Source organism: Pseudomonas sp. NFACC37-1 (assembly GCF_900101575.1).
GTDB lineage: Bacteria > Pseudomonadota > Gammaproteobacteria > Pseudomonadales > Pseudomonadaceae > Aquipseudomonas > Aquipseudomonas fluorescens_AA.
The window spans coordinates 212,653-232,822 of sequence record NZ_FMUZ01000004.1; the positions used below are offsets into that span (position 1 = coordinate 212,653).

At 60.6% G+C, this 20,170-nt stretch carries 14 protein-coding genes; 7 read left to right on the top strand and 7 right to left on the bottom strand.

Annotated elements, in window-relative coordinates:
* Positions 1-183: 183 nt before the first annotated feature.
* A complete protein-coding gene (locus BLP82_RS07220) occupies positions 184-1,701 on the top strand; it encodes a glucosyltransferase domain-containing protein (protein WP_092166333.1) in 1,518 nt (505 codons plus the stop codon).
* On the opposite strand, the gene BLP82_RS07225 is transcribed toward BLP82_RS07220, so the two are convergent.
* The 6 genes from BLP82_RS07225 to BLP82_RS07250 form a co-directional block, all read right to left on the bottom strand.
* Positions 1,702-3,321, bottom strand: a complete 1,620-nt coding sequence (locus tag BLP82_RS07225; protein ID WP_092166335.1) for an FMN-binding glutamate synthase family protein — start codon at positions 3,319-3,321, stop codon at positions 1,702-1,704. It abuts the gene before it with no gap.
* Between the two features lie 227 nt (positions 3,322-3,548).
* On the bottom strand, positions 3,549-4,955 hold the full coding sequence (locus BLP82_RS07230) for an ATP-binding protein (RefSeq protein ID WP_092166337.1): 1,407 nt from the start codon (positions 4,953-4,955) through the stop codon (positions 3,549-3,551).
* Positions 4,952-6,754 carry a DAHL domain-containing protein gene (locus BLP82_RS07235; protein WP_092166338.1) on the bottom strand — a complete coding sequence of 601 codons (1,803 nt, stop codon included), beginning with the start codon at positions 6,752-6,754 and terminating at the stop codon, positions 4,952-4,954. The genes BLP82_RS07230 and BLP82_RS07235 overlap by 4 nt, the downstream gene beginning before the upstream one ends.
* The gene (locus BLP82_RS07240; protein WP_092166339.1) at positions 6,751-7,710 is read right to left on the bottom strand and encodes a cytochrome-c peroxidase; all 960 of its coding nucleotides are present in this window, start codon (positions 7,708-7,710) and stop codon (positions 6,751-6,753) included. Before BLP82_RS07240 ends, BLP82_RS07235 begins: the two co-directional genes overlap by 4 nt.
* Before the next feature lie 40 nt (positions 7,711-7,750).
* Positions 7,751-9,625 (bottom strand): two-component system response regulator, encoded by a 1,875-nt coding sequence (locus BLP82_RS07245; RefSeq protein WP_092166340.1) that lies wholly within the window; start codon positions 9,623-9,625, stop codon positions 7,751-7,753.
* Positions 9,622-11,913 (bottom strand): GGDEF/EAL domain-containing response regulator, encoded by a 2,292-nt coding sequence (locus BLP82_RS07250; RefSeq protein WP_092166341.1) that lies wholly within the window; start codon positions 11,911-11,913, stop codon positions 9,622-9,624. Before BLP82_RS07250 ends, BLP82_RS07245 begins: the two co-directional genes overlap by 4 nt.
* Positions 11,914-12,137: 224 nt before the next feature.
* Here BLP82_RS07250 and BLP82_RS07255 point away from each other — a divergent pair, with 224 nt between their 5' ends.
* The 4 genes from BLP82_RS07255 to BLP82_RS07275 all read left to right on the top strand — a co-directional run bounded on the left by BLP82_RS07255 (position 12,138) and on the right by BLP82_RS07275 (position 15,298).
* Entirely contained in the window at positions 12,138-13,505 is a 1,368-nt protein-coding gene (locus BLP82_RS07255) for a response regulator c-di-GMP phosphodiesterase, NosR family (protein ID WP_092166342.1), read from the top strand.
* Positions 13,506-13,724: 219 nt separating this feature from the next.
* Positions 13,725-14,141: an NUDIX hydrolase gene (locus tag BLP82_RS07265; RefSeq protein ID WP_092166345.1), complete on the top strand. Its 417-nt coding sequence runs from the start codon at positions 13,725-13,727 to the stop codon at positions 14,139-14,141.
* 24 nt (positions 14,142-14,165) lie between these two features.
* Positions 14,166-14,804 carry a LysE family translocator gene (locus BLP82_RS07270; protein ID WP_053124734.1) on the top strand — a complete coding sequence of 213 codons (639 nt, stop codon included), beginning with the start codon at positions 14,166-14,168 and terminating at the stop codon, positions 14,802-14,804.
* Positions 14,801-15,298 carry a GNAT family N-acetyltransferase gene (locus tag BLP82_RS07275; protein WP_092166346.1) on the top strand — a complete coding sequence of 166 codons (498 nt, stop codon included), beginning with the start codon at positions 14,801-14,803 and terminating at the stop codon, positions 15,296-15,298. The genes BLP82_RS07270 and BLP82_RS07275 overlap by 4 nt, the downstream gene beginning before the upstream one ends.
* A gap of 173 nt (positions 15,299-15,471) precedes the next feature.
* On the opposite strand, the gene metR is transcribed toward BLP82_RS07275, so the two are convergent.
* Positions 15,472-16,389 (bottom strand): transcriptional regulator MetR, encoded by a 918-nt coding sequence (metR, locus tag BLP82_RS07280; RefSeq protein WP_060740854.1) that lies wholly within the window; start codon positions 16,387-16,389, stop codon positions 15,472-15,474.
* A gap of 109 nt (positions 16,390-16,498) precedes the next feature.
* On the opposite strand from metR, the gene metE reads away from it, so the two are divergent.
* Both metE and BLP82_RS07290 read left to right on the top strand, forming a co-directional pair.
* Complete coding sequence (gene metE / locus BLP82_RS07285) at positions 16,499-18,811, top strand: 5-methyltetrahydropteroyltriglutamate--homocysteine S-methyltransferase (protein WP_092166347.1); 2,313 nt, start codon at positions 16,499-16,501, stop codon at positions 18,809-18,811.
* Between the two features lie 323 nt (positions 18,812-19,134).
* Positions 19,135-20,154, top strand: a complete 1,020-nt coding sequence (locus BLP82_RS07290) for an alpha/beta fold hydrolase (protein WP_092166348.1) — start codon at positions 19,135-19,137, stop codon at positions 20,152-20,154.
* The last annotated feature ends 16 nt before the right edge of the window (positions 20,155-20,170 follow it).

Consider the following 20,170-nt stretch of genomic DNA (forward strand, 5'->3'; position numbering starts at 1 on the left):
AGTGACTGGGGCTTTTTCATTGAGCTGTGATTGACCGTCCGTCGAAGACTGTAGCTGACCTGTAAGTTCTGACAGTAGACCCGCATCGGACCGCAGTCTAGCTTGGAAGCTTGCCAACAGGGGAATGGCAAGGCACCAAGATGAAAGATCTATCTGCACTGTTGGCGATTGCACGAGTAACCTATGCGAATAACGAAGGTACTTAGCAAAAAAGAGGTGCTATTGTTTTTTACAGTAGCTTCTTTTGTGTACGTATACCCTATTGTTCATGCCGATTACGCCTATGTAGACGATAGTTGGCGGGAAATATTGGCGATCGATGACTGGTGGAGAATTCACGGCAGAGTGCTGGCTGAAGTGGTTACGAAGCTTATGGCGTTTAACAATGCAACCATTAATATTTTCCCGCTTCCATTGTTAATTGCTACTTTTGCATTTGCATGTGCGATGACTAGGCTGACGTTATGGTATTTTCCTCGCCCCGAGTGGACAGCGTGTCTCGTGGTCCTCCCACTGCTCTGTAATCCTTTTTTTTTAGGTAACATTAGTTTTCAATATGATGGGCCGGGTATGATGTTAGCAGTTGTGGCTGCTGTTTTTTCTATAACCTGTCATGTTCGCAATAGTTACCTGCGAGGGTGCGTGTCGGCTATTTTAATAGCGGTGCTGCTAAGTATTTATCAATTGGTGATTACAGTTTTTATTGGGTTGTGCTGTATGGAGTGTTTGTGGAATGTTAGAAATGGAAAGCCGGCGCAGGAAGTGTTGAGAGAAATTGGGTTGCGTGGTTTACAGCTTTTTTTGGGGGGGATTTTTTATTATTTTACCGCTTTCAAACTGACGAGCGATAGGCGCGGTTCGCTGGCAGAGTTCGATTCGCACTGGCTTGAGGAGGTCGTTAGGAAGTTTAAGTTCTCTATGGAAAAAGTGTTCGAGTTGATCAACGCCGGAAATGGATTTTTTTCTATTTTAATGGTGATCGTAGCCGGCGTGGGATATGTCCTAGTCATTAAGAATGTTTTAGCACTGGCCGGTGGTAGGGGCGAAAAAATTTTAGTTTTAGGGGCCTGTCTATGCGTACCGCCTGTGCTGATAGTTTGTGTCCCCGGTCCGATGTTATTCGTGCTGGATCCTAATTTGGAAGCGCGGAACTATCTGGGGTTTTCTGTAGTATTGTTTTTTTTGCTGCTGATGAGTCGTGAAGTTTTGGGGCGTGCTGGGTATAGGTTGCGAATGCTTTTGGTGATACCAGTTTTGGCGATGTATTCGTTTAGTTACGGCTATGGGCAAGTTCTTATCGCAAAAAAAGAGCTTGAGACGGCCATGGCAATGTTTATAGCTTATGACATTATTGCAACAAAAGAATTTCTCAATTCCCCTGTGCTTTATTATATTGAGCCCCCTATTAATGGGAAGTGGTTGCCCAAAGCGCAGGGTGCCATAAATTATATGCCGGCGTTGCGCTACCTTTTGAGCAGCTCCAGTATGGTGCTCCGCCCAAATACTTTACCTCAGTACGGTATTAATAATGTAGTTTCAGAGGGGCGCGCCGCTTTTGATGCGGCGACGGCTGAGGGCAAGACTTATAGGCGGGTGGTAGACAGGAAGTTCTATTCATTTTATGTCACTGAGTCAGGTGATTTTATTGTCATGAAAGATTTAACAGGTTCCGAAGGGTACATTAGGGGATGGTGGCGATAGTTATGCCGCCACTATTTTCTCCGGCTCAAAACTATCCGCCCGCGCCATCTGCCACATCCGCGAATAAAACGCCCCATTGACCTCGCCGGTCAGCAATTCCCCCGGCTTCAGAAACACGTGCAATTCAGAGAACAACTTGACCTCGGTAGCCGACATCCGCCGCACCAAATGCTTGGGCTGCAATTGCGACGGGTGCTCGAGCCCGGCGGCGGCGAGCATTTCGGCCAGGGCCTTGAGGGTGTTGCGGTGGAAGTTGTAGACCCGCTGGGCCTTGTCCGGGACGACCAGGGCGCGCTGGCGCAAGGTGTCCTGGGTGGCGACACCGGTGGGGCATTTGTTGGTGTGGCAGCTCTGGGACTGGATGCAGCCGATGGCGAACATGAAGCCGCGCGCGGCGTTGGCCCAGTCGGCACCGATGGCCAGGACGCTGGCGATGTCGAAGGCGCTGACGATCTTGCCACTGGCGCCGAGCTTGATTTTGTCCCGCAGGTTCAGGCCCACCAGGGTGTTGTGCACGAACAGCAGGCCCTCGCGCAGCGGCACGCCGATGTGATCGGTGAACTCCACGGGCGCCGCGCCCGTGCCGCCTTCCTTGCCGTCCACCACGATGAAGTCGGGCAGGATCCCGGTTTCCAGCATCGCCTTGGCGATGCCCATGAATTCCCACGGATGACCCAGGCAGAATTTGAAGCCCACCGGTTTGCCGCCGGACAGCTCACGCAACTGCTGGACGAACTGCATCAGTTCGATCGGCGTGGAAAACGCGCTGTGGCATGACGGCGAAATACAATCCTCGCCCATGAGGATGCCACGGGTCTCGGCGATTTCCCGGGTGACCTTGTGCTTGGGCAGGATCCCGCCGTGGCCGGGTTTGGCGCCCTGGCTCATCTTGATTTCGATCATTCGCACCTGCGGGTTCTGTGCCTGGGCGGCGAAACGCTCGGGGTCGAAGCGCCCGTCGCTGGTGCGACAGCCAAAATAGCCGCTGCCCAGTTCCCAGGTCAGGTCGCCACCGTGTTCGCGGTGGTAGGAGCTGATACTGCCTTCACCCGTGTCATGGGCGAAGTTGCCCAGCTTCGCGCCTTGGTTCAGCGCCCGGATGGCGTTGGCGCTCAGGGAGCCGAAGCTCATGGCCGAGATGTTGAACACCGACGCGGAGTAAGGCTGCGTGCACTGCGGGCCGCCGACGGTCACGCGAAAACCGCTGGGGTCGCTCAGCGGGGCCGGGCGCATGGAGTGGCCGATGAATTCGAAGCCGGTCTGGTACACGTCGATCAAGGTGCCGAACGGTTTGTCGGCGCTTTCGTTCTTGGCCCGGGAGTACACCAGCGAGCGTTGGGCCCGGGAGAAGGGCAGGGCATCGCTGTCGGATTCGAGCAGGTACTGGCGGATCTCCGGGCGGATGCCTTCGACCAGGTAGCGGATATTGCCCAGGATCGGGTAGTTGCGCCGTACGGCATGACGGCTTTGCAGCAGGTCGAACACCCCCAGCAGGCTCAACAGCCCGGTCACCAGCGCAATGGGCCAGAGCCAGTCGTGTTGCAGGAATGGCAGGCTGGCGAGGGTGAAGATGACACTGCCAGCAAAGAAGGCGTAACGACTCAGCAGAGACAGGCTCATACGGTTTCCTTGGGGGAGAGCGATTGGCGAGACATTAGCTTGGAATGCAGCTTGTGGCGAGAGAGCTTGCTCCCGTTGGGCTGCGTCCTGTAGCAACTGCGTATGAGCGTGTAGGAGCTGTCGAGTGCAACGAGGCTGCGATCTTTCCCCAGACACACTTGAATCTCAAGCGAAAGAAAGCGAAAGATCAAAAGATCGCAGCCTTCGGCAGCTCCTACAGGGGTGGCTCAGCTCGCCTGTTTCATCTGCCGCAACGGTAATTCCACGCGGAAGGTGGTGCCGACGCCGACTTCGCTGCGTACCGTGATTTCGCCATTGTGTTTTTTCACGATGCCGTAGGACAACGACAGCCCGAGCCCCGTGCCCTGGCCGATAGGTTTGGTGGTGAAGAATGGGTCGAAGATTTTCTGCAGGGTCTCGGGGGGAATGCCCGAGCCGTTGTCCGCCACTTCGATCCAGACGGTTTCTTCACCGACCCCGTTGCGCAGGGTGATGGTGCCGCGTTCGGGGCCGATGGCCTGGGCGGCGTTGACGATCAGGTTCATGATCACCTGGTTGATCTGCGACGGCAGGCATTCCACCTCCGGCAACGGCGTGTACTCCTTGACCACGTCGGCCTTGTACTTGATTTCATTGGCGACGATGTTCAAGGTCGAATCCATGCCGTGCTGCAAATTGGCCATCTGCCATTCCTGGCTGGAATCAACGCGGGAGAAATCCTTCAAATCCTTGACGATCTGCCCGACCCGGCCGATGCCATCCTTGGATTCCTTGATCAGCAAGGGGATATCCTCGACCAGGAAGTCCAGCTCCACCTTTTCGCGCAGTTTTCTCAAGTTCACCACCAGCTCCGGCGAGGCGATGGCTTCCTCGGCGTTGCCATAGGCGCTGAGCATTTCCTGAAGTTTGCCGAAGTAGCCGTCCAGCGCCCCCAGGTTGGAAGAAATGAAACCGATCGGGTTGTTGATCTCGTGGGCCACCCCGGCCGCCAACTGGCCCAGCGAGGCGAGCTTTTCCGATTGCACCAACTGGGTTTCCAGCATCTTGCGTTCGTCGATCTCCATCTGCAGCAGTTCGCTGGCCTGTCGGAAGGCCTGGGTGCGTTGTTCCACCAGGTCTTCGAGCTTGTTCATCTTCAATTGCGCCCGAGAGGTCATTTCCCATTTGGTGGTCAGGGTGTTGGCCATCTGCTGGACTTCGATGTTGTCGAACGGCTTCTTCAGGATCAGCAAGCGGTCGTGGCCGTTCAGGCGGTCGAGCAATTCATCCCAGGAATAATCCGAATAGGCGGTGCACACCACCACTTGCAACTGCGGGTCGCGCTTCCAGAGTTCTTCGATGGTCTTGGCGCCGTCCCAGCCTTCGGGCATGCGCATGTCGACAAAGGCCAGGGCATAGGGACGCTCCTTGGCCATGGCCTCCAGCAATTTGTTCAGGCCTTCCTGCCCACCGTAGGCCGAGTCGAGTTCGAACACGGTGGCGGCAGGTTTCGGCGCTTCGCCAAACAGCGCGCTTTCCATGTCCTGCAAATCCGTGTTGCTTTCATCCTCCGGGGTGAGGATCTTGCGGAAATCTTCATGAATGGCGGGTGTATCGTCGATCAACAGGATGCGGCGGTTACTCAGGCTGTTCATGGTTCACCTTCTGCAAGTTTCAGGGGCACTTGCAATTGGAATGTCGCCCCTTTTCCTGGCCCTTCACTGTGGGCGGTGAGGTGGCCGTTCATTTCGATGGCCGCCAATGCGCAGCTGTGCAGGCCAAAGCCGTGGCCTTCCTTACGCGTGGTAAAACCGTGGGCGAAGATGCGCGTCATGTTTTCCTCCGGAATGCCTTCGCCTTCGTCCTTGACGCTGATTTGCAGGGTCTGGCCATCGACGACGGCGGCCTTGAGGGTCATGTTCCGCGCATCGTTGGACACCCCGGCCATGGCGTACTTGGCATTGCTGATCAGGTTGATCAGGATCAGCAGCAAGCGATGCTTGTCGCCCATGATCCGCGGCACGTCGCCGTATTCCTTGATCACCGTAACATGATGGCGGGTCAGGGCGCCGGAGTTCATGCGCAAGGCGTCTTCGAGCAGTTCGCTGACCACCAGGGGTTCGAGCAGGCTGCTGGCGCCAGCATAGGATTGCTGGGTGGAGACGATATCCTTGATGTGGTCCACGCTCTTGCTCAACTGGGCCAGTTCATCGGTCAGGCTCTGCTGCTCCGAGGCGATGGCCTCGACCAGTTGGTTGAGGTAGCCGGGCAGCAACTTGCCCTTGGCGTCCTCGGTGAGGAAGTGCCCGAGGTCATCGGTGTGTTCGTTGATCAATTGCATCGCCTTGCCCAGCCCCAGGGCCTTGCTGCTGCGCAGTTTGCGGCTGACCAGGTCAGCGGAGATGTTCACGCTGTTGAGGACGTTGCCGACGTTGTGCAACACGTTGGTGGCGATTTCCGCCATGCCGGCCTGGCGGGCGGTGTCCATCAACTCGCTCTGGGTGTCCTTGAGCTGGCGGGTACGCTCTTCGACCCGTTGTTCCAGCTCGTCGTTGGCGGTCTGCAGGGCGCTGTTGACCCGATTGATTTCGGCGAAGCTGCGTATCAACCGGATCGCCAGCCAGATCAGGATCAGCACCAGGAACGTGGCGAACACCAGCAAGTAAATGTGGTTGCGCTCGTATTTGGCGGCGGCTTTTTCCTGGTCTTTCTCGAGCAGGTTGGTGATGGTGTCCAGGCGATCGGCCACGGGGATCGCTCCGATTCCCAGCAGTAACTCATTCACCTTGGGTTGTTCGCGCAGGATCACCCCGATGTGTCTGCGCAGGACTTCGATGGAGTTGAGCAACCCCTCAGGCAGGCGTTCCTTGTTGACATCCAACTGGTTCAAGCCCAGCAGGACCTCGGCTGCGATCTCCGGGGAGCTGACCTGGGCGAACTCCATACTGCTGAGCAACAGGTCGTAAGTGTCGATGGCAACGTTCTGCAACTCCAGTTTGTAGGTGTCGGGCAGCCGGGCGAACTGGCCCTGGATGTCGTCCTCACCGGTGGGCAGAAAGGCCAGGGAGTTACGCAACACCGCGTTATGGGACTTGAACTGTTCTATCAGGCGGGTTTTTTCCTTGACCAGCTTGAGGTATTCGTCGCGCTGGGCCTCCCAGAGCGACGGCCCGTGGCGTCCCGGTTCCGATTCGATGGCGTCCAGACGCTGCCACAAGCGTGCCATTTCATGCAGGGGGGAGACCAACGGGTCGTAGTTGTGGGTCAGGGCGATCCGCGACTTGAGGACTTCGTTGTCCCAGATAGCGTCCTGTTGCTTGAGCAGGCGAATCAGGTCACGGGATTCAATGTACGAGGCGGCTTGCTGGGCCCCCGAATTGACGTACATGAACAGCAGGACCGAAGCCAGTAACAGGCCGATGAAGGCAAGACCGAGGCGGCGCAGAGTGGTCATAGGGGCTTGCCCTCCGATTCACCCGTCAGGGTCTTGAGGAACTCGACGATCAGTGTCGTATCGTTCTTGAGAGGCTCACGACCCAGTTGGTACTTGAACATCACCTCCACCGCGTGTTCCAGAGTCGTCGCCGACCCGTCATGGAAATACGGCGCGGTGACGGCCACGTTGCGCAGGCTGGGCACCTTGAAGACCTGGCGGTCCGCTTCATCGCCGGTGATGTTGAAGCGTCCTTCGTCGGCGCGGGTGGGGTTGCCCCGGTCGCCGACATAGTCACCCATGACGCCGAATTTCTGGAACATGTTGCCGCCGATGTTCACGCCCTGGTGGCAAGCGATGCAGCCGTACTCCTTGAAACGCTGGTAACCGAACTTTTCCCGGGGCGTGAGGGCGTCGGTGTCGCCCAGCAGGTACTGGTCGAAACGCGAATTGGGTGTTTGCAAGGTGCGTTCGTAGTCGGCCAGGGCGCTCTGGATATTGGGCTTGGTCACGCCATCGGGATAGGCGTCCTTGAAGTCCTTGGCGTAGCCAGGGTCATCGGCGATGCGCTTGACCACCGACTCCCAGGTGCTGCCCATTTCCACCGGGCTGGTCACGACCTCGTGGACCTGTTCTTCCAACGTATCGACACGGCCATCCCAGAACTGGTGGAAGTTCAGGCCGGCGTTGAACACGGTAGGTGTATTGACCTCCACCGGCTTGCCGTCGAAGCCCAGGGAAAACGGCTTGTCGTCGGCGCCGCCCTTGTCCAGGCGATGGCAACTGGCGCAGGACAGGGTGTTGTTGACCGACAGCCGTGGGTCATTGAACAGCCGCAGCCCCAGCTGGACGCGCTTGGGGTCCAGGGCCGGCACCGGCGGCAGGGGCTTGAGGGGTTCATCCAGGGGGGCGGCGTGAGCGGTTACGCTTGCTCCCACGAGCAGGCCGAGCGCCAGAATCAGTCCATGTAACGCCATGGGATGTTTTCCTTGAAACTTTGGTTGAGGACTCAGCGGTTCACGAAAACGGGTTCTGGCGTTTTTCCCACTCGGTCATCCAATCGGCAAAGGCCTGCGGTTCGACGGCCTTGCTGAAGTAATAACCTTGGGCTTCCTCGCATTGGTGCTTCTTGAGAAATTCAAGCTGCTCAAGGGTTTCCACCCCTTCGGCGATGATGTGCAGGTTCAGGCTCTTGCCCAGGCTGATGATGGTGCTCACCAGCTTGGCGTCATTGCTATCGATGCTCAGGTCACCGACGAACGACTGGTCGATCTTCAGCACATCCACCGGAAATTTCTGCAAATAGCTCAGGCTCGAATAGCCGGTGCCGAAATCGTCGATGGCCAGGCGTATCCCCTGTTGTTTGATGGCCTTGAGGATGGCGACCGTGGTATCGATGTTCTGCATCAGTACGCTTTCGGTGATCTCCAGTTCTAACTGTGTCGGGTCCAGGCCGGTTTCCTTGAGGGTGCGGGCGATGCCTTCGACGAAGCCGCGCTGGCGAAAATCGATGGCCGAGATGTTCACCGACAGGCACAGCGGCCGCATGCCCTGGGCTTGCCAACGGCAGGCCTGCTGGCAGGCTTCCTGGAGTACCCATTGGCTCAGCGGCACGATCAAGCCGCTGTCCTCGGCCACCGGAATGAAGTCCGCCGGGTAGACCAGGCCATGTTCCGGCCTGTTCCAGCGCACCAACGCCTCGACCCCGACCACCTTGCCGCTCTTGAGGTCGAGCTTGGGTTGGTAATGCAGCACGAATTCCTTGCGTTGCAGGCCCAGGCGCAGGCCCGATTCGATGGTCTGTTGCTGCCGTGCCCGGCGGTTCATGTCCTCGGTGAAGAAACGGTAGTCGTTGGGGCCGGTTTCCTTGACGTTGCGCATCGCCGTCTCGGCTTTCTTGATCAGCGCCACGGCGTCGAAACCGTCGCTCGGGTACACGCTGATGCCCAGGCTCGCGGTGACGCTCAGGTCATGGCCGTCGATAGGCTGGGGGGTGCTGATGGCCGCCAGCAGTTTTTCGGCCACGCCTTTGGTTTGCTGCGCCTCGGTGATGTCCCCCACGATCACCACGAATTCATCGGAACCGTAGCGGAACACCGAATCGGACTCACGCACCACGCTCGCCAGCGCCCGGGCCACGCGCTTGAGCATTTCGTCGCCCACCGGATGGCCCAGCGCGTTGTTGATGCGCTTGAAGCGGTCCAGGCCGATGAACATCACCGCCAGTTGCCGGTCGTGTCGACGGCACTGGGCCATGGCCTGGGTCAGGCGATCGCCGAGCAACATACTGTTGGGCAACTCGGTGAGCACGTCGTATTGCAGCAGGTGGGACACCTTGAGCAATTCCTGGACGCGCTCTTCGATCGTGCGTTCCAGGCTGCGCATTTTCCGCGCCGCATCCTGGGCCAGTTGCCATTTCCAGGTCATGGCGCTGGCCATCTGGCGGATTTCCAAGGTGTCGAACGGTTTCTTGAGAATCAGCAATTGGTCATCGAACTCGATCCGTTCGGCCATGGTTTCCCAGGAGTAATCCGAGAAGGCCGTGCACAGGGCGATTTGCAGGCGCGGGTCGGCTTTCCACAGTTGTTCGATGGTTTGCAGGCCATCCCAGCCTGGTGGCATGCGCATGTCGGCGAACACCAGCGCGTAGGGCTGGCCTTCGGCCTGGGCGCGCTTGACCAGTTCCAGTGCCTCCTCGCCCTGGTAGGCCGAGTCGATCTGAAATTGCAGCCGGCTGACCTGTGGGGTGCCGAACAGCAGGCTTTCGGTGTCGTCCAGCGAATCATCGCTGCCGCCGCTGGGGCTGAGGATCTTGCGAAAGTCCTGGTGGATCGCCGGCGTGTCGTCCACCACCAGGATCCGCCGGTTGGCTGGCACCGACATGGGGTTCATGGATTGCTCTCCGATAGCTGGCTCGCTGGTCGGGTCCAGTGGTCTGTCGCGGGAATGATGGTGCCGGCCTTGAGCAGTTTGGCGGCCTGGCCGCTGTCGACCACGGTGCTGAAGTAATGCCCCTGGGCCTGCATCGCGCCGCCGCTGGACATCAGTGTGGTGCGTTGCTCCTGGGTCTCGACGCCCTCGGCAATGATCCCGATGCCCACGTCCCGGGCGAAGTTGATGATCGCCCGCAACGTCGTGGCGTTCTCCGGGTCGTCGTTGGCGCTGTCGAGAAAGCGCTGGGCGAGCTTGAGGTGATTGACCCGGTAGGTCTTGAGGTAATCGAACGAGGAATATTCGGTGCCGAAGTCATCGATGGCGATTTGCACGCCCAATTCGCAGAGGCGCGGCAGCACGTCGTTGTGGGTCCACTTGGTCTGGGCCAGGGTGGCTTCGGTGACGTCGAAACGCAGGTCCCAGGGGGCCAGTTCCCAGCGGGCGGTGGTGCGCAGCACGTCGTAGATCAGTTCCGGGCCGGTCTTGAGTTGGGTCAGGGACAGGTCGATGGCGATCACCGGCGGCGCCATGCCCTGGTCGCGCCATTGGCGCATCTGTTGGCAGGCCTGGTCCAGCACCCAGTGCCCGAGGGCAATGATGATTCCGGTCTTTTCGGCCGCTGGCATGAAGGCCGCCGGTTCCAGCCAGCCCCGTTGGGGGTGGTTCCAGCGCACCTGCACGCCCATGCCGAGGATCTTGCCGGTGCCGAGGTCGACTTCGGGCAGATAGTGCAGTTGAAGTTCCTGGTTTTCGATGGCTTGGCGCAGATCGTTGGCCAGGGCGACCCGGTCGGTGACTTCCTGGTTAATTTCCTCGTTGTGGAAGTGATACTGGTTGCGACCCTTTTCCTTGGAGCGGTACAGGGCCATGTCGGATTGCGCCATCAGGCTGTCGGCGCTCAAGCTCTGCGGGGTGTACAGGGCGATGCCGATGCTCACGGAGATCCGCACGTCGTTGCCGTCCAGGGAGTACGGCGCCACGAGGGCATCGCGGATCTTGCCCGCCAGCGCGGCGCAGTGGGTCGCTTCATGGACGTCCAGTTGCAGCAGGGCGAATTCGTCGCCGCCCAGGCGCGCCACCACATCGTTTTCCCGGGTACAGGACTTGATGCGGGCGGCGACTTCCTGCAGCAGCAGGTCGCCGATGGGATGGCCCAAGGTGTCGTTGATGCGTTTGAAGTGGTCCAGGTCCAGGTAGAACATGGCAAACGGCGCCGCGCCCCGACGAGCGGCGGCGAAGGCCTGGTGCAGGCGCTCGATCATGGTGGCGCGGTTGGCCAGCCCGGTCAGGCCGTCGGTGCGGGCGAGCAGGGCGATCTTCTCTTCGGCCAGCTTGCGCTCGGTGATGTCGAGGATGATGCCTTCCACTTCCAGCAACAGGCCCTGGTCGTTGCGCACCGGAATGTAGCGGTTCTCCACCCAGCGGAATGTGTCGTCGCCAGTGCGCATGCGAAACTCGATGGAGGCCCCGGCAGTGTCACGGTCGAGGACGCGGACCATGGCCTCCTGGACTTTGTCCTGGTCGTCGGGGTGGATCAGGGTTTGCGCCCAGTCCGGCGCGTTGATCAGTTGCGCCGCGGAATGACCGAACTTGGTGATGTTATGGGAGATGTACATCAACGCGAACGGCGGCTCGCCCCGCAGGCGATAGAGAATGGTCGGGCTGTTCTGCACGATGATGTTGGCGTCGGCCAACTCGCGGGTGCGTTCCTCGACGGCCCGTTCCAGCATGTCCATTTTCAGCGCCGCGTCCTCGGTCATCTGCCATTTGACGGTCAAGGCGCTGGCCATCTGGCGGATCTCAATGGCGTCGAAGGGTTTTTTCAGGATGAGCAGGCGGTCGCCCAGTTCGAGGCGCTCGGAAATGTCTTCCCAGGAATAATCCGAGTACGCGGTGCACAGGGCCACTTGCAGCTTGGGGTCGGCGCGCCACAGCCGTTCGATGGTTTCCAGGCCGTCCCAGCCCGGCGGCATGCGCATGTCGATGAACGCCATGGCGAAGGGCTGCCCTTGGGCCAGCGCCGTCTCGACTTTGTTCAAGGCTTCCATGCCCTGGAACGCCGAATCGAGGACGAAACTCATGGCGGCAACGGCCACCGGCGCGCCGAACAGAGCCTCTTCGGCGCTGCTCAGGTTGTCTTCGGCGTTCATCCGGGGGCTGAGGATCTTGCGAAAATCCTCATGGATGGTCGGGGTGTCGTCGACGATGAGGATCCGCCGATTGGTTTTATCCAAAGGCAGGCTCATGGCCGTGCACCACTTTGATGCTGACTATAGAACCCTGGGAACATCTGATATCCCTTTCGCTGGCATGAGTCTTCGGCCTGTACATGGCCCTTCATGGGGTAGAGCATAGTCGCCTCATCGCGATGCGCTCGGCCACTGATGGCAAATGTGTCTAAATTTTCGCAATCTACTAGGCTGTATTTCGGGGCTAGTAGAACGGTTGTCGTGAACAGGAGGGGGTTCAAATGGAAGATCAATCGCCGGACGTTCCGGTAAAGAAGCCGACGGTGCTGCTGGTCGATGACGAAGAGTCGATTCTCAACAGCTTGCGTCGGCTATTGCGCAGCCAGCCCTACGAGATCCTGCTGGCCGACAGTGGCGCCAAGGCCCTGGAGATTCTCAAGGAACGGCCGGTCGACCTGGTGATGACCGACGCGCGCATGCCGAACATGGATGGCGCCACGCTGTTGGCCGAGATCCGCAAGCTGTACCCCTCGACGTTGCGCATCCTGCTCACCGGTTATGCCGATGTGGACATGATGACCAAGGCCATCAACGAGGGGCAGCTCTATCGTTACCTCAGCAAACCCTGGAACGATGAGGAGCTGGTGCAGGCCTTGCGCCAGGCCCTGGCCCACCAGCATTCCGAAAGCGAGCGCCAGCGTCTCGAAGCGTTGAACCGCGAGCAGAACCAGCAACTCAAGACCCTGAACGCCACCCTGGAAAAACGCGTGGCGTCGCGTACCTCCGAGCTGCAGCAGACCGCCGACATGCTCGACCTGGCCTACGACGAGCTCAAGCGCAGTTATGTGACCAGCACCGAGGTGTTTTCGCTGATCGCCAACCTGCGCCTGCCCAAGGCCAAGCAGACCAACCGGCAGATCATCGAGTTGATCAGGGTCTACAGCCGGCTGCATTTCCTCGATGAGTCCACCGACCGCGACCTGACCATGGCCGCGGCGCTCTACAACATCGGCAAGCTGAGCTGGACCGACAATATGATGGTCACGCCCGCCGACTTGCTGCACCACAATGAACTCGATCTCTATCGGGCCTATCCGAAGCAGAGCGAATCGCTGCTGATGACCCTGGACCCGATGAAGGATGCGGCCCGGATCATCCGCCATCACCAGGAGCGCTGGGACGGCAGTGGTTTCCCCGAGCACCTCAAGGGCGAAGCTATTCCCTTCGGCTCGCGACTCTTGAAATTGGCGGTGGATTTCATCGAGCTGCAGCGCGGGTTGATCCTCGAACGACAGATGAACAGCGACGAAGCGCTGGTCTACATCCGCAAATACGCCGGCAAGCTGTACGACCCGGACATGGTCGAGGACTTCATCAAGGCCTGCGGCGAGTACCTGGAAGACGTGACCTTGTCGGACCCGACGGTCAAGGTCATGAACACCCGGGAACTGGCGGCCGGCATGATCCTGGCGCGCAACCTCAACGCCGACAACGGCATGCTGCTGCTCAACGCCGGCAAGGTCCTGAGCGGTCCGCTGGTGGAAAAGCTCATCGCCTTCGAGTCGATGGAAGGGGCCCGGTACAGCGTGTTCGTCAAGATCCCCGAAGAACTGGCCGACCCTTCGGCGCCGAGGCCGATTTTGGGGTGATGCGGATCGGACAGACGGCGCAGTTCAACCTGTGGGAGCGGGCTTGCTCGCGAAGGCGATGTATCAGGCGACATTGGCTCTGACTGATAAGCCGCCTTCGCGAGCAAGCCCGCTCCCACATGGGTATGTCTGGATTCTGAAACCAGCGCCAGGCTTTGCTCCCTGCGGCTTTGGTCTGTAATCTCCCCGGCATTTTTCTGCCCAAGGCTTTGAATCATCATGACCACTTCCCTCATCCGCATCGCCGCCGCCCTGTTGCTCGGGCCGGACGGGCGAACCCTGCTGGTGCGCAAGCGCGGCACCCGGGCCTTCATGCAGCCGGGGGGCAAGATCGAGGCCCATGAACAACCGGTGCAGGCGCTGGCCCGGGAGCTGGAAGAAGAGCTCGGGTTGCGGATCGACTCGGCCCAGGCCCGCCACCTGGGTGTGTTCAGCGCACCGGCGGCCAACGAACCGGGGTTTATCGTGCAGGCCGAGGTGTTTTTGCTGAACATCGACGCCCCGGTTTCGCCGGCGGCCGAAATCGAAGAGGTGTGCTGGATCGACCCGGCCGGCGACAGCGATCTTGTACTCGCCCCGTTGACAGGCGAGGTGATCCTGCCGTTTTATCGAGCGACACACCTCGCCACTTGCTGATTCATGCCTCAAGGACTGACGCCCATGATTCCATTGCCGGACCTGTTGATTTTCGCCGCCGCGGCGTTACTGATGGTGCTGACGCCCGGCCCGAACATGATCTACCTGATTTCCCGTTCGATCTGCCAGGGCCGAAAGGCCGGCGTCACCTCGCTGTTGGGCGTGGTGGCGGGGTTCTTCGTGCACATGTTCGCCGCCGCCGCGGGGCTGACGGCGGTGTTCCTGGCGGTGCCCATGGCCTATGAAGTGTTGAAATGGGCCGGCGCGCTGTACCTGTTGTGGCTGGCCTGGCAGGCGGTGAAGCCGGGCGCGCGTTCGCCCTTCGAGGCCCAGCAGTTGCCGGCGGACTCGACACGCAAACTGATCACCATGGGCTTTCTCACCAGTGCGCTGAACCCCAAGATCGCGGTGTTCTATCTGTCGGTGTTCCCGCAGTTCATCAGCCCGGAACACGGTTCGCTGTTCACCCAGAGCATCATCCTCGGGCTGACCCAGATCAGCGTCAGTTTCAGCGTCAACCTGCTGATCGCCCTGTTCGCCGCCGGCATTGCCTCGTGGTTTGTCCACAACCCGAGCTGGCTGGCGGTGCAGCGCTACTTCATGGGGTTTGTCCTCGGTGCCCTGGCGCTGCGCCTGATGCTTGAGCAACGGCGTTCGGCGTGAACATCCGACGCCTGCGGGCCGGTGATGCCCTGGTGTATCGCGAGCTGATGCTCCAGGCGTACGCCTTGCACCCCCAGGCCTTCACCTCCAGCGTCGGCGAACGGGCGAAGTTGCCCCTCAACTGGTGGGAGTCACGCCTGGGCAGCCGGCTCGATGTGCTGTTGGGAGCGTTTGTCGAGCAAGAACTGGTCGGCATCGTTGGCCTGGCCCTGGACCCCCGGGAAAAAGCCCGGCACAAGGCGCTGCTGTTCGGCATGTACGTCGCCGACGCACATCGCCAACGAGGCCGTGGCTACCAACTGGTACAGGCGGCCCTCGACGAAGCCCGGCGCCACACCTTCCTGCGCCTGGTGCAACTGACCGTCACCGCGGGCAACGACCCGGCGCTCAAGCTCTACCAGCGCTGCGGTTTCGTCCTGTACGGTCTCGAACCGATGGCGATCCGCGTGGGCGACGAGTACCTCGACAAAATCCACATGTGGCTAGAGCTGTAAACCAACCGGCCATGGCTGTTGAGCTTTATTTGTGGCGAGGGGATTTATCCCCGCTGGGCTGCGAAGCAGCCCCCAAACCAGGCAACTCGGTGTGTCAGGAAGATTGAGTTCGCTGCTTTAGGGCCGCTTCGCAGCCCAACGGGGATAAATCCCCTCGCCACAAGGAATGTGCTTCACCGCACGGCACTGACTCCATCCAGCGTGGAAAACGACGTGTCCTTGGCCGTCAGCAAGAAATCGCGCATGTACGGCGCGTCGAGCATGTCGGTGCGCACCGCCGCGTACAGCGTGGCGAACAGACCTTTCTCCCCCAGCCGCTTGGCCTTCACGTAGCCCCGCGAGCTGTATTCATGCAGCGCCCAGTGCGGCATGCCGCAGACGCCACGACCGCTGGCCACCAGTTGCATCATCATCACCGTCAGCTCGGACGTACGCACCTGGGCCGGTTCGATGTCGGCCGGTTCCAGGAAACGGGTGAAGATGTCCAGCCGGTCTCGCTCCACCGGGTAGGTGATCAGGGTTTCGCTGATCAGGTCCTCGGGCACGATGTAGGGCTTGCCCGCCAACCGATGTTGGTTGGCCACGGCGAGCATCGCTTCGTAGGTGAACAGCGGCACGTACGTGATGCCGGCCAGTTCCAGCGGGTCGGAGGTCACCACCAAATCGAGATCGCCCCGGGCCAAGGCCGGCAAGGGGGCGAAGGCGAAACCCGAGGCCAGGTCCAGCTCGACTTCCGGCCAGGCATCGCGGAACTGGTCGATGGTCGGCATCAGCCACTGGAAGCAGCTATGGCACTCGATGGCCATGTGCAGGCGCCCGGCGGTGCCGCCCGCCAAGCGGGCGATGTCCCGTTCAGCACTGCGCAGTAACGGCAGGGCGGCATCGGCCAGTTGCAACAGGCGCAGGCCGGCGCTGGTGAAACGTACGGGCTTGGTCTTGCGCACGAACAACTGCATGCCCAGGCGCTCTTCCAGTTCCTTGAACTGGTGGGAGAGGGCGGACTGGGTCAAGTGCAGGCGTTCGGCGGCTTCGACCAGGCTGTCGGCTTCGCGCAGGGCATGCAGGGTCTTGAGGTGACGGAGTTCAAGCACCGGAGTGGCTCCATGAGTAAAACTTGTGATCAACACGAAAAGGTTGAGTTTGTCTCATGTAGGTCGAGCTGTCGACAATGGCGCCATCTTTTACAGGAGGACGCACACCATGGCCCTGGCCCACACCCTCGGTTTTCCCCGCATCGGCGCCGACCGCGAACTGAAAAAAGCCCTCGAAGCCTACTGGAAGGGCGACCTGGCCCCGGCTGCGCTGCAAGCCGTGGGGCGTGAATTGCGGGCTCGGCACTGGCAACTGCAGAAAGATGCCGGCATCGACCTGCTGCCCGTCGGCGACTTTGCCTGGTACGACCAGGTGCTCAGCCACACCTTGACCCTGGGTGCCGTCCCGCAACGTTTCCACGGCACCTTGAATGCCCAGGGCCGGCCGACCCTCGACACCCTGTTCGCCATGGCCCGTGGCGCCACGGCCAGTTGCTGCGGTGCCGAGCACGGCCAGGCGCAATACGCCCAGGAACTGACCAAGTGGTTCGACACCAACTACCATTACCTGGTCCCGGAGTTTTCCGCCGACCAGACCTTCGCCCTGAGCTGGGAACAGTTGTTCGACGAAGTGGACGAGGCCCATGCCTTGGGCCATCAGGTCAAACCCGTGATCATCGGCCCGTTGACCTACTTGTGGCTGGGCAAGGCCAAGGGCGAGGCGTTCGACAAGCTCGGCCTGCTGGAGCGCCTGCTGCCGGTCTACGGTGAAATTCTCAACCGCCTCAAGGCCCAGGGCGTGGAATGGGTGCAGATCGACGAGCCGATCCTCACCCTGGACCTGCCCCTGGCCTGGAGGAGCGCCTTCGAGCGGGCTTACCACATCCTCCAGTACTCGCCGTTGAAAAAACTCGTGGCCACCTATTTCAGTGGCCTGCAAGACAACCTCGGCCTGGCGGTGAGCCTGCCGGTGGACGGTTTGCACATCGACGCGGTACGTGACCCGGAACAACTGGGCCAAGTACTGGACCGCCTGCCGACCTACAAGATTCTCTCGGTAGGCCTGGTCAACGGTCGCAACGTCTGGCGCTGCGAACTGGAACAGGCGCTGGCGCAATTGCAAGCGGCCCAGGAGCGCTTTGGCGACAACCTTTGGGTCAGCACCTCGTGCTCGTTGTTGCACAGCCCGGTGGACCTGGAACGTGAAGACCGGCTCGACCCCGAACTCAAGAACTGGCTCGCTTTTGCCGTGCAGAAGTGCGGTGAAGTCGCGGTGCTGCGCGATGCGCTGAACGATCCACAGGCCCCCGCCGTGCTGCAGGCGTTGAGCGACAGCCGCGAGGTGCAGGCCCGTCGCGCCGGCTCGGGGCGCATTCACAAAGCCGAGGTCCAGGCGCGCCTGGCGGCGATCGGGCCGCAGGACAGCCAGCGGCATTCGCCGTTTGCCCAGCGCATCGAACGCCAGCGCGCACGTTTGGCGTTGCCGGCCTTTCCTACCACCACCATCGGCTCCTTCCCGCAGACCCCAGCCATACGCCTGGCCCGTCAGGCCTACAAGCAGGGCAAGTTGTCGGCCAACGACTATCAGGACGCCATGCACACCGAGATCCGCCATGCCGTGCAGATCCAGGAACGCCTGGGCCTGGACGTGTTGGTGCACGGTGAAGCCGAGCGCAACGACATGGTGGAGTACTTTGCCGAGCAACTGGACGGTTACGCCTTCACCCGTTTCGGCTGGGTACAGAGTTACGGCTCGCGTTGCGTGAAGCCGGCGATCATCTACGGCGACATCAGCCGCCCGAAAGCCATGACCGTCGACTGGATCCGTTACGCGCAAAGCCTGACTGACAAGGTCATGAAAGGCATGCTCACCGGCCCCGTGACCATGCTGATGTGGTCGTTCCCCCGCGAAGACGTGTCGCGCCAGGTCCAGGCCCGACAACTGGCCCTGGCCCTGCGCGACGAGGTGCTGGACCTGGAAAAGGCCGGGATCAAAATCGTGCAGATCGACGAGGCGGCGTTCCGCGAAGGGCTGCCACTGCGTCGCGGGCAATGGCAGCACTACCTGGACTGGGCCGTGGAGGCCTTCCGCTTGTGCGCGTCGGGCGTGGGGGATGACACCCAGATCCATACCCACATGTGCTACAGCGAGTTCAATGATGTGATCAAGGCCATCGCCGACATGGACGCCGATGTCATCACCATCGAGACCTCCCGTTCGGACATGGAGTTGCTGGAAGCATTCGAGGCGTTCGACTACCCGAACGACATCGGCCCGGGCGTCTACGACATCCACTCGCCGCGGGTGCCGGACACGACCGAGATGGTTGCGCTGATGAGCAAGGCGGTGAAGCGCATCGCCGCCGAGCGGCTGTGGATCAACCCCGACTGCGGGCTCAAGACCCGGGGCTGGCCAGAGACGGAAGCGGCTCTGGTGAACATGGTGGCGGCGGCGCGGCAGTTGCGCAGTCAGTTGGCCTGAGGCCCCACAGGTTTGCACCCCCTGTGACCTTGCACCCTGTGGCGAGGGGATTTATCCCCGTTGGGCTGCGAAGCAGCCCTGAAGCCAGGCGCCTTGTTGTATCAGGTGGATTGCGTCCAGCTTTTTCTGGGGCTGCTTCGCAGCCCAGCGGGGATAAATCCCCTCGCCACAAGGGGTAGTATTCGGTTTTATTGCTCCCCTTGACCGGGCAACCATCACCACTCGGCAATCTTCATCAAACTGTCACGCAACTGTGGCAGCGCGCTTGAACAAACTTCATCAGACTCGCGCTCTACTGGGGTTCTGCGTTTCGGTGTTTCTTCATGCGTGTACTTATTTTCCTGGCCGCGTTGTTTTTCGGCCTGCCGTCGATGGCGGCGTCTCGTTGCGATGTCAATGTTGCGACCCAACGGGTCGATCTGGATCAGGTCAGCCTGGCCTACCAGAGCATTGGCCGTGCCTCGGATCCTGCATTGCTGTTGGTGATGGGCCTGGGTGGGCAGTTGATCCATTGGCCGGACGAAGTGGTGGTCGCCCTGTGCGAACAGGGTTTCCGGGTGATTCGCTACGATAACCGCGATGTCGGCCTGAGCACCTGGCGCCAGGCGCCCGGCAGCGCCAACCTGACCTTTGAAGCCCTGCGCTACAAACTCGGCTTGCCCGTGGCCGCGCCCTATACCCTCACCGACATGGCCGACGACGGGCTCGGGCTGATGGACGCGTTGCAGGTGCGAAGCTTCCATGTACTGGGCGCGAGCATGGGCGGGATGATCGCCCAGCACATGGCGGCCATGGCGCCTGAGCGGGTTGAAAGCCTGACCCTGATCATGACCAGTTCCAGTGCCGCAGGCTTGCCCGCGCCCAGCGAAAGGCTGGTGCAACTGTTGTCCCGGCGTGGTGCTCCGAATCGTGAAATGGCCCTGGAGCAACAGGCCGACCTGCTGGCCGCGTTGGGCAGCCCGATGGTGGTGGATGATCGCCAGGCCTTGTTGCATCAGGCTGCACTGGCCTATGACCGGGCCTTCAACCCCGAAGGCGTGAAGCGCCAGATCATGGCGATCATGGCCGAGCCGAGCCGGGTAGCACTGCTCAATCAACTGCGGGTACCGACCCTGGTCGTCCACGGCACCGCCGACCCGTTGCTGCCGGTGATGCACGGCGTGCACCTGGCGGCACACATCCAAGGCAGCCAACTGAAACTGATCCCGGGCCTGGCCCATCGCTTCCAGGACGCGTTCAAGGCGCCGTTGCTGGGGGCGGTGTTGCCGTACCTGCAGCAGCACCGCGAAGACACGTCCCATTGGGCGCAGATTGAAGCGGTGCAGGCGCCGAATCTGCTCTAGCGGATGCCTGGGTTTT

Coding starts and splice junctions, on each gene's coding strand:
- BLP82_RS07220 (WP_092166333.1), top strand. CDS start 184: ATGCGAATAACGAAGGTACTTAGCAAAAAAGAGGTGCTATTGTTTTTT.
- BLP82_RS07225 (WP_092166335.1), bottom strand. CDS start 3,321: ATGAGCCTGTCTCTGCTGAGTCGTTACGCCTTCTTTGCTGGCAGTGTC.
- BLP82_RS07230 (WP_092166337.1), bottom strand. CDS start 4,955: ATGAACAGCCTGAGTAACCGCCGCATCCTGTTGATCGACGATACACCC.
- BLP82_RS07235 (WP_092166338.1), bottom strand. CDS start 6,754: ATGACCACTCTGCGCCGCCTCGGTCTTGCCTTCATCGGCCTGTTACTG.
- BLP82_RS07240 (WP_092166339.1), bottom strand. CDS start 7,710: ATGGCGTTACATGGACTGATTCTGGCGCTCGGCCTGCTCGTGGGAGCA.
- BLP82_RS07245 (WP_092166340.1), bottom strand. CDS start 9,625: ATGAACCCCATGTCGGTGCCAGCCAACCGGCGGATCCTGGTGGTGGAC.
- BLP82_RS07250 (WP_092166341.1), bottom strand. CDS start 11,913: ATGAGCCTGCCTTTGGATAAAACCAATCGGCGGATCCTCATCGTCGAC.
- BLP82_RS07255 (WP_092166342.1), top strand. CDS start 12,138: ATGGAAGATCAATCGCCGGACGTTCCGGTAAAGAAGCCGACGGTGCTG.
- BLP82_RS07265 (WP_092166345.1), top strand. CDS start 13,725: ATGACCACTTCCCTCATCCGCATCGCCGCCGCCCTGTTGCTCGGGCCG.
- BLP82_RS07270 (WP_053124734.1), top strand. CDS start 14,166: ATGATTCCATTGCCGGACCTGTTGATTTTCGCCGCCGCGGCGTTACTG.
- metE (WP_092166347.1), top strand. CDS start 16,499: ATGGCCCTGGCCCACACCCTCGGTTTTCCCCGCATCGGCGCCGACCGC.
- BLP82_RS07290 (WP_092166348.1), top strand. CDS start 19,135: ATGCGTGTACTTATTTTCCTGGCCGCGTTGTTTTTCGGCCTGCCGTCG.